Consider the following 15,120-nt stretch of genomic DNA (forward strand, 5'->3'; position numbering starts at 1 on the left):
CGATAAAGCGAGTGGAGCATAGCTTGTCGGCAGGTGAGGGGCGGTGCAAGAGGGATGCCCCCGCTATTTTGTCTGCGCCGCGTTTTGCCGCTGGATATTCGACGCACGGGCGTTGCCGATTCGCACATGGCCGAGGGTACGCTCACCGGTCGGGGGTTGATTATCCTTCGAGCCGATGGCGATATAGGCGCCTAATAAAATTTCAGGGGTCGTTCCATGCCGCTCGCCACGTTGATTCATCGCGCCAGTTTGCCCAGCCCGCAGGTCTCTGAGGCACTGGCCCGGCAGTGGCTGGCAGAGCATTACGGCCTCAGCGGCACGTTACAGGCGCTGGGCAGTCAGCAGGACCTCAATTACCGGGTCGACAGTGAGCGTGGGCGCTTTGTCCTGAAAATCTGCCGTGGCGATTACGCGCTGGTGGAGCTGCAGGCCCAGCATGCAGGCCTCAAATACCTTGCCGAGCATTCATCGATACACGTACCCAAGGTGATCCCGGCCATCAATGGCGAAGACCTGTTGTCGCTGCCGGCCAACGGCGGGCCGGTACACGTGCGGCTGCTGGACTACATCGAAGGCCAGTCGCTGACTCATCTTGAGCATCTGGGCCAGGAGGTGGTGGCCGGTTTCGGGCGGCTGTGTGGCGAGATGGACCTGGCGCTGGCCGGCTTCGATCACCCGGGCCTTGCGCGCACGCTGCAATGGGATGCACGCCACGCCAGTGCGCTGATCAACCATCTGCTGCCGGTGATCAAGGATGAACAGCAACGCGCACTGATCGCTGATGCGGCCGAACAGGCCGAACGCCGCTTGCAGCCGTTGCAGGACAAACTGCCGGTGCAGGCGATTCACATGGACATCACCGATGACAACGCCGTGTGGCAACGCGATGCCAAACGTCATTGGCAATTGCAGGGCGTGATCGATTTTGGCGATCTGGTGCGCACATGGCGCATCACCGATCTGTCGGTGACCTGCGCGGCGTTGCTGCACCATGCCGGTGGTGATCCGTTCGTGATTCTGCCGGCGGTGCAGGCCTATCACGCGGTCAATCCGCTGCAGCACGAAGAGTTGCAGGCACTGTGGCCGCTGATCGTTGCGCGGGCGGCGGTGCTGGTACTCAGTGGCGAGCAGCAGGTCAGCATCGACCCGGGCAACACCTACAGCCGCGACAACCTTGGCCACGAATGGGAAATTTTCCACGTGGCGACTTCGGTGCCATTGGCGCTGATGGAAGCGGCGATCCTCACGGCGGTCGGCCAGTCGCTGCCGGCCATTGGCAGTGATGGCTTCGCACCTTTGCTGCCGGAACTGGTCGGGCGCGAATTCGCGCTGATCGATCTTGGCGTTCTGAGTCCGCATTTCGAGGCGGGCAACTGGGAGCAGGAGGGCATCGATCAGCGACTGCTGACTGAAGCTGCCGCCGCGCATGGCCTGGCGGCGAGTCGTTACGGGCAATATCGCTTGTCGCAGACGCGAGCGGACAGTGCGGTTGAACCCCAGACCTTCCCGCTGCACGTTGAACTGCGCGTGCCGCAGGGTTCGGCCGTGGAAGCGCCGTTTGCCGGTGTGCTGCATCACGCGCCGTACGGTGTGCTGCAACTCGACGGGCCGCAGCTGAGCGTGCGCCTGTGGGGCGTGAACGCCTCGTTGCACAGTGGCGCGGCGTTGGTCAAAGGTCAGGTGCTGGGTGCGGTCAATGGGCCACTGCTTGTGCAGTTGAGCCGCGTCGCTTCGCTGGATGCGCCGTTGTTCTGCAGCCCTTCGCGCGCGGCTGCGTGGCAGGGGTTGTGTCCGTCACCGGCGACGCTGTTGGGCCTGGCCTGCGATGCCGAGCCGGAGCTGGACGCGAAAACCTTGCTTGAGCGGCGAGACGCCAGTTTCGCCCGCACGCAAAAACACTATTACGTCGACCCGCCGCGCATCGAACGCGGCTGGCGCAATCACCTGATCGACATGCAGGGCCGCTCCTACCTCGACATGCTCAACAACGTCGCGGTGCTCGGTCATGGTCATCCGCGCATGGCGCAGGTGGCAGCGCGGCAGTGGTCGCTGCTCAACACCAACTCGCGATTCAACTATGCAGCCGTGGCGGAGTTCTCCGAACGTTTGCTGAACCTGGCGCCGGAAGGCATGGACCGGGTGTTTCTGGTCAACAGCGGCAGCGAGGCCAACGATCTGGCGATCCGCCTGGCGTGGGCTTACAGCGGCGGCCGCGACATGCTCAGCGTGCTTGAGGCTTATCACGGCTGGACGGTGGGTGCCGATGCGGTATCGACGTCAATCGCCGACAATCCGCGTGCACTTGAAAGTCGCCCTGACTGGGTGCATCCGGTGACCGCGCCGAATATCTATCGCGGTGAATTCCGTGGCCTCGATTCTGCGGCGGGTTATGTGCGTAGCGTCGAAGCGCAACTGGCGCATATCGCCGCGCAGAAGCGTCAACTGGCCGGGTTCATCTGCGAGCCGGTGTATGGCAACGCCGGCGGTATTTCCCTGCCGCCCAATTACCTGAAGCAAGTGTATGCGTTGGTACGTGCCCAGGGCGGGGTGTGCATCGCCGACGAAATACAGGTCGGTTACGGACGCATGGGCCATTTTTTCTGGGGTTTCGAAGAGCAGGGCGTGGTGCCGGACATCATTACCATGGCCAAGGGCATGGGCAACGGTCAGCCGCTCGGCGCCGTCATTACGCGCCGGGAAATCGCCGAAGCGCTGGAAGCCGAGGGCTACTTCTTTTCCTCCGCTGGCGGCAGTCCGGTGAGTTGCCAGATCGGCATGGCGGTGCTGGATGTGATGGAAGAAGAAAAACTCTGGGAAAACGCCCAGGTGGTCGGTGGGCATTTCAAGGCGCGGCTGGAAGCCTTGATCGATAAACATCCGCTGGTGGGCGCGGTGCACGGTTCCGGGTTTTATCTGGGCGTGGAGTTGATCCGCAATCGCGAGACCCTGGAGCCGGCTACCGAAGAAACCACGCTGTTGTGCGATCGCTTGCGCGAGCTGGGGATCTTCATGCAGCCGACCGGAGATGACCTGAACATTCTCAAGATCAAACCGCCGATGGTCACCTCGCGGCGCAGTGTGGATTTCTTCGTCGACATGCTGGATCAGGTGCTCGAAGAAGGCCTGTAACCCATACCCCTGTAGGAGCTGCCGCAGGCTGCGATCTTTTGATCTGGCTTTTCAAAGGCAAAGCCAAAAGATCGCAGCCTGCGGCAGCTCCTACAGGGATTCAGATTTATATCGATAATTGTTGTGGGATTTTAGATGTTCGGTTGTTGGCTAGCTTTTAATGCCGATATTTATCGGTTATAAAGTCGCCATTGCTTTGTAACCCTTCGACGGTTCCCCAGGAGTCCTGTGCCGATGACCACTTTGAAAAGTACCCCGCGTGACGATGGCTTCTACATGCCGGCCGAGTGGGCGCCGCAGACCCAGACCTGGATGATCTGGCCCGAGCGTCCGGACAACTGGCGCCTGGGTGGCAAGCCGGCGCAGGCGGCCCATGCTGCCGTGGCCAAGGCCATCGCGCGTTTCGAACCGGTGACCGTCGCCGTGTCCGCCGGCCAGTACGAAAATGCTCGCGCGCGCCTCGACGTGCCGAATATCCGCGTGGTCGAGATGTCCAGCGATGATGCCTGGGTGCGCGACAGCGGCCCTACTTTCGTCATCAATAACAGCGGTGAAGTGCGCGGTGTAAACTGGGATTTCAATGCCTGGGGTGGCTTCGAGGGCGGTCTGTATTCGCCGTGGAACCGTGATTCGCAGGTCGGTGGCAAGATCCTCGAAATCGAGCGCAGCCCGCGTTATCGCACCGAAGGTTTTGTGCTCGAGGGCGGCTCGATTCACGTCGATGGCGAAGGCACGCTGATCACCACCGAAGAGTGCCTGCTCAATCACAACCGCAACCCGCATCTGGGCCGCGAAGAGATCGAAGCGGTGCTGCGCGACAATCTGTCTGTGGACAAGATCATCTGGCTGCCGGACGGCCTGTTCAACGACGAAACCGACGGCCATGTGGATAACTTCTGCTGCTACGTGCGCCCGGGCGAAGTGCTGCTGGCGTGGACCGACGATCCGCAGGACCCGAACTACCCGCGCTGCCAGGCCGCAATGAACGTGCTGCAAAGCAGCACCGACGCCAAAGGTCGCCCGTTCACGGTGCACAAGATGCCGATTCCGGGGCCGCTGTACGCCACCGAAGAAGAGTGCGCCGGTGTCGATCCGGTTGACGGTACGCAGGAGCGTAACCCGTCCGTGCGCCTGGCCGGTTCCTACGTGAATTTCCTGATCGTCAACGGCGGCATCATCGCGCCGAGCTTCGACGATCCAATGGATGCCCCGGCGCGGGAAATCCTGCAGACGCTGTTCCCGCAGCACGAAGTGGTGATGGTGCCGGGCCGTGAATTGTTACTGGGTGGCGGCAATATCCACTGCCTTACCCAACAGCAACCCGCGCCGCACAAAGAGTGAGTTGAGACGTAACAGCTTGAGTTGATTAATAAATCAATCAAGTGAAGATTAGCTTGCTATGTATGCGCAGAAGCCCGCGGCCCCACTGGACTGCGGGCTTCTTTGTATCCGCTTGTCGACAATACGCCGACCTTGGCATAGCTCTTGTATCGGACTACGCGCACTAGGGAGAGGGGGGAACTTCAACAGTTCTGTCATAAACCTTGGATAACTTAGCCGCTCACGAACGGGGAGAGAGCGCTGAAATGAACGCCGAAGTGAACGTAGTCAGCGAGCGGAATATGCATCCCATGGTCGTAAACGGTGAATCGCTCCAGATTGTCGCGCACTTTTTGAAATCCAACGGAACGCGTCAGATCAGGGAACCTGATCCGCGCCGGATGATGATCGAGCGCTACCCCGCTGGCCTGTTCAGCGAGGCCGAACTGGAAGCGTTATGGGCTGTAATGCAGGGATAAGAAAAAACAACAAGGATTGCTGAAAGCGCTGCCGGGATGGCGGCGCTTTTTTATGGAAAACAGAAAAGATCGCAGCCTTCGGCAGCTCCTACATGGGGTGGTGTGCCTGTAGGAGCTGCCGAAGGCTGCGATCTTTTGATCCTTTTTTTAAAAACTGTAGGTGCCGGTCATCACCACGCTGCGCGGTGCGCCTGGCTGGATCTGATACTGGCTGGTGGCCGAGGCGTAGTATTCACGATCGGTGATGTTGTTCAGCGCCGCGCGTAAATCCCAGTCCTTGAAACGATAGCCAAGCAGCGCATCCCAGCGGCCATAACCCGGCAGCACGGTGGTATTGGCGTTGTCGGCATAACGCTGACCGACCAGAGTCAAGCCGGTTTCGCCGTACCAGCCCATCTCCGGTTTCCAGGTCAGGAACAGGCTGCCGTTGTGTTTGGCCACGTTGTTGACGCGTTTGCCTTCCAGGCCGTTGTTGTCCTTCTCGATGGTGGTGTCCTGCACGCCGACGCCACCGCGCATGTACCAGTTGCCGACCAGTTTGCCGGTGGCGGTCAGCTCGACGCCCCGTGAGCGCTGCAAACCGGTCATGACGGTCAGGGTCGGATCGTTCGGATCGCTGGTGCGGCGGTTGTAGAGTTCCAGGTCGTAGACCGCCAGCGTGGTGCTCAAGCGATCATCGAGCCAGTCGCTCTTCACGCCGATTTCTTTCTGTTTGGTCAGCTCCGGACTCAAGTCATTGGTGTTGCCGGCAGCGCCCGGAGTGATGCCGATCAGGCCGCCGCCCACCGGCGAGAAAGTCTTGGACCAGGAGGCGTAGAACGAATGGTTCTGCAGCGGCGTCCAGACAATCCCGAAACGCGGACTGGTGCTGTGGCTGTCGCGGTCTTCGGTGATGTTCTTGAGTTTGTTGGTCGACTCGATATCGAACGTGTCGTAGCGCAGGCCGGCCAGCAGTTGCCATTGATCGTTCAGGCGCAATTGGTCCTGCACGTAGACTGCGCGGCTCTCGACTTCGGTGTGGCTGTCGCTGAACGTTTGCAGGCTGCCGGTGTGGCGCAGCTCGCGGTTGGGGTTGAACAGGTCGAGCGACGGCACCGGTTGTGCGCCGGGCGTCTTGCCGGTGGCGGCGTTGTACAACTTCGGATCGCGGCGTTGGCTGCCGATCTCGACGCCGGTCAACAGGCGATGCTCGAGGCCAAAGGTATCGAATCCGCCTTCCAGTTCGAGGTTGTTGTAGACGTTGCGGGTGGTCAGGTCCTGCTGCCAGTGCTGGCGCGCAACCTTGTTGGTTTTCGGATCGAAGCCGGTCAGGTAGGTGTTGTCGAAATCGCTGTCGAGCTTGAACACGCCGAAGGTCTGGCGCAGTTGCCAGGCGTCGTTGAACTCGTAGGTGAGTTTCGAGCGCAGGGATTGCGCCTTGTCGTCGATGAAATCGTGATCGTTGCCGTAAGTAGTGTCGCGACCAACGTCCGCCGGGCGGCCATTCACACCGGGAATGCCGCGATCCGGGGTGCGGTTGTAGCGACTGTATTCGTATTGCACCAGCCAGTTCAGGTCAGGGGTCAGTTGCCAGCTCATCGATGGCGCGAACAACTGCCGGTTGCCGCTGACGCCGTCGCGAAAGCTGTTTTCATCCATGTTGCCCATGTTCAGGCGCAGGCTGAGGTTTTCGCTGGGGTCGGTGCTGAGGTCGGCGTACAGGCTGCGCAGGTCTTCGGTGCCGCCCTGGGCCTCGATGGTCGAGCGACGGCCGAACTCGGGCAGCTTGCTCACGCGGTTGACGATCCCGCCCTGGCTGCCACGGCCATAAAGTACGGCTGCCGGACCTTTGAGCACTTCGACCCGCTCGATATTGTGCAGGTCGCGCTTGTATTGGCTGTCGTCGCGAATGCCGTCCAGATAAAAGTCGTTGCTGGCGTCGAAGCCGCGGATGCGCAGGCTGTCGAAGCGCGTGTCGGCGCTGCTGCTGACGTTGGGAATGCCGCTCAAGGCATCGCCGATGTCATTGGTGCCGTAGTCGGCGACGTTCGCGGTCTTGATCGAGTCGATGGCCTGCGGCACATAACGCACCGGGGTGGAGGTGCGGGTCGCGGTGTTGCTGATCTTGACGCGCGGGTCCTCCGCTTGTTCTTCGGCGCTGATTGCGGTGGCGGGCAATTCGGTGGCGGAGTAAGCAAAACCGCTGGACAGAACGGCAGACAATCCAAGGGTAACGGGCGTGAGACGGAACGGGGCAGGCATGAAAAAGCGCATCCGAAAGGGTAGGGAAATTCAAACGCGCGAATGGTAATGCTTTACATTTGCTTCCGTAATTTATTCCTGAAAAGTTCCTTTGCGGGATTGTTTCAATTTGTGTCGATCTCGATACAACCTGACCGATCGGTTCATTCGACCGATACGCGAAACAGTCTGAAAGCCATACCGGCGTTTTTCCCCTATGCGCGGAGGAATAATCTGCCGCCATCGATTTTTCCTGATTGCCTGCCGGAGTCCTCCCATGATCCTTCATTACATCTACGACCCATTGTGCGGCTGGTGCTACGGCGCCAAACCGCTGGTGCAAGCGGCGCAGCAAGTGCTGCCGGTCATTGGCCATGCCGGCGGAATGATGAGCGGTGCGAACCGTCAGCGCGTTTCGCCGCAACTGCGCGACTACGTCATGCCCCATGATCGGCGTATTGCCGAGTACACCGGGCAACCCTTTGGTGAGGCGTATTTCGAAGGTCTCCTGCGCGATCACTCGGCGGTTTTCGATTCGACCCCGCCGATTGCGGCGGTAATGGCGGCAGAGTCCATCGACGGCCGCGGCCTTCAATTGCTTGGGCGTTTGCAAACGGCGCATTACGTTGAAGGACGGCGGATTGCCGAAGAATCCGTGCTTTTCGAACTCGCCAGTGAGTTGGGCTACGCCGAGACCACCTTTGCGGCTGCGTTTAAGTCCGTTGATACGACCGCGCATGTAAAAGCCAGCCGTGCACTCTTGGCGCGACTGGGCGGCCAGGGTTTTCCGACATTGGCGCTGGAGCAGGACGGGCAATTCACCCTGATCGACATCAGCCCATGGCTTGGCAAGCCGCAGGCTTTCGCCGACTGGTTGGGACAAGCGGTGGTCGCGGTTGAGCCGGGACAATCCGCCGCGCAATGCCGTCTCGACGGCTGCGCGTAATCGCACTGGATTCACTGGCTCAGCGCATTTCCGAGCAATGCGCTATCGCAAAATTTACGATTCTTAGACGATTTTTACCTATTTAAAGACGATTCTTGAAATTGACACATTATTGAGGGCGCGGCTACGATTCGGCCCAACGCCTGTGGCCAACCGCCATGACTCAAAATAATAAAAGGGCCCGACACGGTCTTGCCGTGGGCGGGTCTTTTTGTTTCGGGGTGAAAAAAGAGTGCAATAGCGCCGTTTCAGCCGTTCGACACAGCGCGTTTCAACCCGTAATAAGGAAAACAAAATGTTGAACAAGCGAATCAGTCTGATCGCACTGGGGATGTTGAGTGCCACACAGGCCATGGCTGACGGCCAGGCCGAGTCCAAGGGTTTTGTAGAAGACAGCAGTCTCAAAGTGCTGCTGCGCAATGCCTACATCAACCGTGATTACAAAGACGGCAACGCGGACAAATCCGAGTGGGGCCAAGCGGCCATCGGTACGTTCTCGTCCGGCTTCACCCAAGGCACCATCGGTGTCGGTGTCGATGCTTTCGGTCTGTACGCATTGAACCTGGAGCGCAGCGAAGATCGCAGCGGTGCCGGCGGCATCGACTTCTTCAAGCGTGGCGACAGCGGCAAACCTGCCAACGACTTGTCCAAGGGCGGTGCTGCGGTCAAATTCCGTCTGTCCAACACCGTGCTGACCTACGGCGACCAGATGCCGGCTCTGCCGGTGCTGAACTACGACAACTCGCGTCTGCTGCCGGAAAGCTACACGGGTACCTTGATTACTTCCAAAGAGATCAAAGGCCTGCAACTGGACGCCGGTCGTTTCACTGCCGAGTCGCGCAAAAGCGCTGAAGGCCGTGACAGCGGTGGTCTGAAGGCGATCAACGTATTGGGCGGTAGCTACCAGTTCACCGAACGATTCAAGGCGGCGCTGTACGCTTCCGACGTCGAGGACGTGCTGAAGAAGCAATACGTGAACGCCAACTACGTGTTCCCGATCGACAAGGATCAGTCCCTGACCCTGGACTTCAATGGCTATCGCACCAAGCTGGACGACTCTTACGTCCGCGAAAGTGGCGCTACCGGCGATGACAACAAGATCTGGAGCCTGGCAGCGACGTTCGCCACCGGCCCTCACTCGTTCACCGTGGCGCACCAGCGCTCCACCGGCGACAGCAACCTGGGCTACGCCTACGGCGGCTATCAGAAAGAGCAAGGTCGTGTCGGTGACGGTGGCAACACTATCTACCTGGCCAACTCCTACTGGTCGGACTTCAACGCTGAAGACGAGCGCAGCTGGCAGTTGGGCTACGGTCTGGACTTCGGCGCATTTGGCGTACCGGGTCTGAGCTACAACTTCGCTTATGTGCGTGGCGACAACATCACCACCTCCACCAGCGAAGGCGGTACCGAGCGCGAGATCTTCAACCAGGTCAAATACGTCGTACAAAGCGGTCCGGCTAAAGATCTGAGCGTGAAACTGCGCAGCTCGATCCTGCGTGTGTCGCAGAAATCCAGCGAGTACAACGTCAGCGGCAACGAGCTGCGTGTATTCGTGGACTACCCGATCAACATCTTCTGATGAACGATCGGGTGTAAGAAACATGAGAAAACCCCGACTTACCTCGGGGTTTTTTTTCGAGGTCTTTTCTGCAAAAACCGTAAAAAACCCGTGTTTTTGTCACGTAAAAGTTGTTTTCAAGCGTCTTCAAGTACCGTTTCAAACAGGGCTTTAAATGCCTGAAATTCTTTCTCATGGACGCAAATTCTCCACCTAATAGATTAGGCCGCTCAACGCAGCGGAGAATTTGGTAATGATCGTTTTGAACAGAGAAGTGGGCGAATCGCTACGGCGCGACAAATATGTCAACGTCCAGGGTGGTGACTTCAATCTCTACGGTCATTTTGCCGACTTCGTCAGACTGACCAAAAGTTGGGAAAACATGGAGCCTGACAGCTATTACGGTCAGGCCGAAGCCGGCATGCGTTACCGTCGTTACAGCGACTTCGAGTACAACCCGAAAACACGCGAACTCAAGCAACTGGAGCATCGCGCCTACGTTCAGTCCAAAGAAAACAACGCCTATGTGGGCGGTGTTGTACGGCACTTCCAGGACTTCTCCGATGAAGTGATTACTTCGCCGGTGATGCGCAGCCTGATCGACACCGATTTTGAAGTGTACAAAAGCGTGCTGCCGGAAGAATTGCACGATGAAATCTGGCAGTGCCAGATCCATCAGATCCGTATCGAGATCAAACCCGGCAAGCAACTGGAAATCACCCCGGAAGGGATTCACTGCGACGGTTATCCGTTCAGCGGCGTGCACTTCTGGGGACGCAACAATGTCGAGGGGGCGGAGAGTCGTCTTTACGATATCCACGAGCATCAATTGGCGTCGACCACCTACCAGGAAATTCTCGACACCACCTACTTCCTTGATCGTGATATGCGCCACTACGTGACCCCAGCCCGCAATACGCACACTCATGCGATGGCGTACCGGCAGATTCTGGCGATTTCCTTCTCGCGGCCCGGGACCGCTTTCGACATTGTTCGCTAATCAGATCACCCCAATCGATGGCGTCGAGTGCTCGACGCCGGTGGTGCTGCGACGCGCCACCGCCAAGGACGCGCAGCGCATGGAGCGCTTCTTCCGCCAGTTCGACGAAGTGTCGTTCTGTGAGTGGCAGGACGCGAAATGTCTGCGCGGTGTATTGATCCAGAAGACCACCACAGCCTATCTGGCCTTCGATGTGGAGGGCGAGATCGTTGGCGCGGTGCTCGGCGGCATGCTTGGCAGCCGCGGCACCATCAACCATCTGGCGGTCAGCCTGCGCTATCGCAGCCAGGGCGTCGGTCAGCGGCTGGTGGAAGCGGCGTCGGCCGACATGAAGCGGGTCGGTGTATTACGGATGTTTCTGTTCGTCGACGATGCTAACCTCGCGGGCAAGCGATTCTGGACTGCCCAGGGTTTTTGCGAACCCCACGGCGAGCGGACATTTGAGAGGGATCTATGAATGAAACGTCCGGCAGTGCGCCGCTGATGGCTGCCCATCAGCCATCGCGCACGTTTGCCGAAGCCAGCCCGGTGGTGGCCGGTTATTTCACGGTGTCGTTCGTGTTCGGGCTGATGGCGGTCAACGCCGGGCTGCCGATGTGGCTGCCGGTTGCGATGTGCCTGTTCGTCTACGCCGGTGCTTCGCAATTTGCCGCGCTGGCGCTGATCTCCAGTGGGGCTTCGCTGACCACCATCGTGCTGACCACGTTTCTGATCAACGCGCGGCACATGCTGATGTCGGTGTACATGGCCAAAGCCCTGCGCGCACTGGGGCTGAGCCGCATGGAACGCTGGGCCTATGCCGGTGGCCTGACCGACGAGTCCTTTGCGTTTCACAGCGTCAAACTGGGCACCGGCGCGCCGGTCAACATCCGTTATCTGATCGGCTTCAACCTGTTCTGCCACACCTCGTGGGTACTGGGCGGCTTGCTGGGCGCCGTCTGCGCGCAATATGCGTCGCACTTGATCAAATATCAGCTCGACTACGCATTGACCGCGATGATGCTCTACGTGCTGGTGTCGCTGTGCAACACCCGCAACAAACTCATCGCCGCAGCAGCTGCCGTGGCGTGCATGGGCGCACTGAGCCTGGTCGGCACTTCGCCATTCAATGTATTCATCGCCACGTTTGTGGGCTGCGGAGTGGGTGTATGCCTGACCAGACGTTCCTGATCCTGGTGGTCGCGCTGATGATGGCCGTGACCTTTCTGCCACGCGCGCTGCCACTGCAGGTCAACACCGAGCACTGGCCGCCATTCGTTGCACGAGCGCTGGAATACCTGCCGGTGGCGATCGTCGCTGCGATCAGCCTGACACCCTTGTTGATCAAGGATCAGCACATACAGCTCGATCGCCCGGAATTTTATGCAGCCATTCCGACGCTGTTATGTGCGTATTTCAGCAAAAACCTCTTTCTCAGTGTGGCGGTTGGGACGGCTGCGTACATTGCGCTCGGCTCGTTCATGTAGCGGCAGATCGACCACGTCGTTCAGGGCTTGGCCCGACAGGTTCGGGTTGTTCACCGCCAGTCGCACTTCGAGGAAATCCTCGAAACCGGGAAAAATCGTCAGGCCGTTCTTTTGCGCGGCCTCACGAGACACCATGCCGACCGCGTCCATCTGCGTGATCAACGACAGCGTCAGGGTCTCGCTGCAGGAATAGACCATGCGCTGACCGTTCTCGTGATTGCCAAGGCCTGCGTCGAGAAAACGCAAAAAGCTGTGGGAATACGGACAATCTTCCGCAGGACGCACCTGAAACTTGTTGCCCAGCAACGTCAGTGGATCGTTTTCCTGCCCGCAATGGGCACCGACCACCTGCACCTGCACATCCGGCAGGACAATACTCGGCAAACCCGGCCGCTGCGGGCCGATCAGCACTGCGAGGTCAAAGTCCTCGTTCTTCAGCTTGCTGAGGTTTTCCATCGACTCGGCGTAGCTGAATTCCATCTGGTAATCGGGAAACACCTCGATCAGGCGCCCGATCATTCGCCGGTTGAAGTCAGACGACAACGTGTTGTTCAACGCAACCTTCAATGTGCGCTGGCCGGGCACCTTGAGCGCCTCGACCTTTTCTTCCATCTGTCGCGTGGCAATCAGCACTTTGTCCATGTAGGGCGTCAGCTCAGTGCCTTGTGGCGTCAGCGTCAGCCCTTTGTTGGAACGACGAAACAAGCGGAAACCGAACTGCTCTTCGACCTTGTTCAACTGCGCGGCCAGGGCCTGCACAGTCAGGCACGAATGCTCGGCTGCGGCCGACAACGAGCCGGTCTGCACGATGCGCATGAGGTTGCGTAAGGTTCTGCTATCCATGGGTAATGCCCTCTGAAGTGGGCTGGGTATTGTTGTTTACGAGACGGCCGATCCGCCGTCATATGCCGGCTATATTCCAGCACCTGAGCATAGTTGTCGCGGGTTTAGTAGCGAATTGATGTCCCCGCCGATGGCTGGAAGCTGACACAGGATCGGGATTTTTGATGACGTGGGGGTGATTGGGGTCAAGAAAAGTGCGTGGTTTTGGTGCGCAGGGAGGGTTTTTCGAGGAGAAACGGCTTATGGCTCCTGTAATTTCCCCGGCGAGATAGGCGCATATTTTTCAGCTTTGAGCGCGAGTACCCTTAGCATCAGGGATGCTTTCCAATTTCTTCTTCACCAGGTTGTTGCGACTCTGGAGCTGCCATTCACGGGGCGCTGAAGAGCGTCCGCATGTGAATGCACATAGGGAAAATTCGCCAGCACTTCGATTAGGCAAGCGAAATGCTCAAATAAACCAGGCAATAAAAAAACCGACATTGCTGTCGGCTTTTTGCTCCCTTAAACAAGGGTAGAGGTCTCACCCGAGCGCTGATCTTCAGGTCATCAACGGGGTTCCTAACGCCGACTATCGCCACCTGATGGCAGTCGGTTTCGCGCTCTTGAGGCAGATCCTCTGCCACGGAACATTAACGTGTCAACTTGGGAATTCTTAGGCGTTTATTCGTATGCGAATAATTTCATGGAAAATATTCATATTTGTACTACGCTCAAGTTGCGTGACAGTTAAAAAGGACGAACATGCCTACCTCATCCCCAGCCCTCACCCCGCGTGAACAACTCGACGTCCCCGAAGCCGGGCGCGTGGCGTTGAAGTTTTTCTTCAACCTCATGGAGCGCTGGGGCTGCAACGCCGAGCAGCAACGCACGCTGCTGGGTGGCGTCGGCAACACCACGTTCTACAAGTACAAACACCTGCCGCCGAACATTCGCCTGCCGCACGACACGCTGGAGCGCATCTCGTACCTGATGGGTATCCACAAGGCGTTGAGCATCATCTTCAGCAACAGTCGCGAACGCGCTTATACGTGGGTCAGTAGCCCTAACACGGCTGCGCCATTCAATGGGCGAACGGCGCTGGATTACATGCTGGCGGGGAGGGTGGTCGACATTGCCGACGTGCGCCGCTACCTCGATGGGGTGCGCGGTTGAAGGCCCCGCCGCTGGCCGAGCCGCAATGGCCCAAGGCTTATCGGATCGTCAACAGCAGCTTCCCGCCGATTGCGCTGTTCGAAGACGTGCTCGATCCCGAAGACCTGGAAATCGCCTACGCGCTGGAAGCATTGACCAATGATCGCCTGATCGAACAGGCCGGCGTCCTCGCCCGCGTACGCCCCGAAGACCGACTCTCCGGCCCCGGTTCAACGCCGGTGATGGCGGCATTTACCCACATCGGCAAAAGCAGCCGCTTCACCGATGGCACCTTCGGCGTCTACTACGCCGCCAGCAGCCAGGCCGCCGCCATCGCCGAAACCTGCTATCACCAGGAACGTTTCCTTGCGGCCACCAACGAGGTGGATCTTGAGTTGACCATGCGTACTTACGTCAATCGCGTGGTGAAACCGCTGCATGATGTTCGTCACGACTTTCCCGATTTACATCAACCCGATCCAGACGCCTATGGTCCTTCCCAGACGTTTGCCCGACAACTGCGTGAGTCTCAATCCTGGGGCTTGCTGTACAACAGCGTCCGTTTGCCGGGCCACGAATGTGTTGCCGCATTCAGGCCCCCGGCGGTGTCGATTCCAAAGCAGGGCAAGCATCTGCGCTATGTGTGGAGTGCGAGTCAGCAGAAGATTTCGTTTGTGCTTGAGATCAGTCAGGTCTGAAATGCCAAATGCCCTCGCATCTGCAAGGGCATCGGTGTTTACATCAACGGCTTGTCGGACGGCGTATCCATTACTTTCACCACATCATCAATCAGTGCCGTACTTAACTCCTGTAAATACTGCTGGGCATAAGCGTGAAGATCAGGACCGCGAGACTGAAGTGTCCGCAGTGAGCAATCGTGAGATGTGAAGCGAGTGGGTGGCGTGGGAAAGGGCCGCTTTAACCGTGATTTGTGCGGAACATCGCTTGATTGGATTGTGAAGAAAAATGGGTGAGACCGAGAGTTTTCAGATCTTGATAGGTAGTCATTTCGCTTCACTTGCCTT

13 protein-coding genes and 1 pseudogene are annotated in these 15,120 nt (G+C 58.6%); 11 read left to right on the plus strand and 3 right to left on the minus strand.

Going from position 1 to position 15,120, the window contains the following annotated elements; all coding sequences use genetic code 11:
- The first annotated feature begins 216 nt into the window (after nucleotides 1-216).
- From DBR18_RS14320 to DBR18_RS14335, 3 genes are all read left to right on the plus strand, one after another.
- Nucleotides 217-3,129 (plus strand): aminotransferase, encoded by a 2,913-nt coding sequence (locus tag DBR18_RS14320; RefSeq protein WP_108590805.1) that lies wholly within the window; start codon nucleotides 217-219, stop codon nucleotides 3,127-3,129.
- 234 nt (nucleotides 3,130-3,363) lie between these two features.
- Entirely contained in the window at nucleotides 3,364-4,470 is a 1,107-nt protein-coding gene (aguA, locus tag DBR18_RS14330; protein WP_108590806.1) for an agmatine deiminase, read from the plus strand.
- Between the two features lie 245 nt (nucleotides 4,471-4,715).
- Nucleotides 4,716-4,928 (plus strand): hypothetical protein, encoded by a 213-nt coding sequence (locus DBR18_RS14335; RefSeq protein WP_108590807.1) that lies wholly within the window; start codon nucleotides 4,716-4,718, stop codon nucleotides 4,926-4,928.
- Nucleotides 4,929-5,075: 147 nt separating this feature from the next.
- Here the strand turns inward: DBR18_RS14335 and DBR18_RS14340 are convergent, their stop codons facing one another.
- Nucleotides 5,076-7,169, minus strand: a complete 2,094-nt coding sequence (locus tag DBR18_RS14340) for a TonB-dependent siderophore receptor (protein WP_108590808.1) — start codon at nucleotides 7,167-7,169, stop codon at nucleotides 5,076-5,078.
- A gap of 256 nt (nucleotides 7,170-7,425) precedes the next feature.
- Here DBR18_RS14340 and DBR18_RS14345 point away from each other — a divergent pair, with 256 nt between their 5' ends.
- From DBR18_RS14345 to DBR18_RS14370, 6 genes are all read left to right on the plus strand, one after another.
- Nucleotides 7,426-8,094: a DsbA family protein gene (locus DBR18_RS14345; protein ID WP_108590809.1), complete on the plus strand. Its 669-nt coding sequence runs from the start codon at nucleotides 7,426-7,428 to the stop codon at nucleotides 8,092-8,094.
- Nucleotides 8,095-8,389: 295 nt separating this feature from the next.
- A complete protein-coding gene (locus DBR18_RS14350; RefSeq protein ID WP_108590810.1) occupies nucleotides 8,390-9,676 on the plus strand; it encodes an OprD family porin in 1,287 nt (428 codons plus the stop codon).
- Nucleotides 9,677-9,908: 232 nt separating this feature from the next.
- Nucleotides 9,909-10,655 carry a 2OG-Fe dioxygenase family protein gene (locus tag DBR18_RS14355; RefSeq protein WP_007961854.1) on the plus strand — a complete coding sequence of 249 codons (747 nt, stop codon included), beginning with the start codon at nucleotides 9,909-9,911 and terminating at the stop codon, nucleotides 10,653-10,655.
- Between the two features lie 79 nt (nucleotides 10,656-10,734).
- Complete coding sequence (locus DBR18_RS14360) at nucleotides 10,735-11,112, plus strand: GNAT family N-acetyltransferase (RefSeq protein WP_007952618.1); 378 nt, start codon at nucleotides 10,735-10,737, stop codon at nucleotides 11,110-11,112.
- A complete protein-coding gene (locus tag DBR18_RS14365; protein WP_024164477.1) occupies nucleotides 11,109-11,825 on the plus strand; it encodes an AzlC family ABC transporter permease in 717 nt (238 codons plus the stop codon). Before DBR18_RS14360 ends, DBR18_RS14365 begins: the two co-directional genes overlap by 4 nt.
- Complete coding sequence (locus tag DBR18_RS14370; protein WP_007952614.1) at nucleotides 11,804-12,121, plus strand: AzlD domain-containing protein; 318 nt, start codon at nucleotides 11,804-11,806, stop codon at nucleotides 12,119-12,121. Before DBR18_RS14365 ends, DBR18_RS14370 begins: the two co-directional genes overlap by 22 nt.
- On the opposite strand, the gene DBR18_RS14375 is transcribed toward DBR18_RS14370, so the two are convergent.
- On the minus strand, nucleotides 12,038-12,964 hold the full coding sequence (locus tag DBR18_RS14375) for a LysR family transcriptional regulator (RefSeq protein WP_007961685.1): 927 nt from the start codon (nucleotides 12,962-12,964) through the stop codon (nucleotides 12,038-12,040). The two genes, DBR18_RS14370 and DBR18_RS14375, sit on opposite strands and share 84 nt — an antisense overlap.
- Before the next feature lie 741 nt (nucleotides 12,965-13,705).
- On the opposite strand from DBR18_RS14375, the gene DBR18_RS14380 reads away from it, so the two are divergent.
- Entirely contained in the window at nucleotides 13,706-14,116 is a 411-nt protein-coding gene (locus DBR18_RS14380; protein WP_007961687.1) for an MbcA/ParS/Xre antitoxin family protein, read from the plus strand.
- Nucleotides 14,113-14,793, plus strand: coding sequence for an RES family NAD+ phosphorylase (locus DBR18_RS14385; protein WP_108590811.1), 681 nt, complete (start codon nucleotides 14,113-14,115; stop codon nucleotides 14,791-14,793). Before DBR18_RS14380 ends, DBR18_RS14385 begins: the two co-directional genes overlap by 4 nt.
- 38 nt (nucleotides 14,794-14,831) lie before the next feature.
- Here DBR18_RS14385 and DBR18_RS28525 read toward each other — a convergent pair.
- A pseudogene (locus DBR18_RS28525) lies at nucleotides 14,832-15,120 on the minus strand (hypothetical protein); the annotation flags it as partial.

It is taken from the genome of Pseudomonas sp. HMWF021, from assembly GCF_003061005.1.
In the GTDB taxonomy this organism is placed as follows: Bacteria; Pseudomonadota; Gammaproteobacteria; order Pseudomonadales; family Pseudomonadaceae; genus Aquipseudomonas.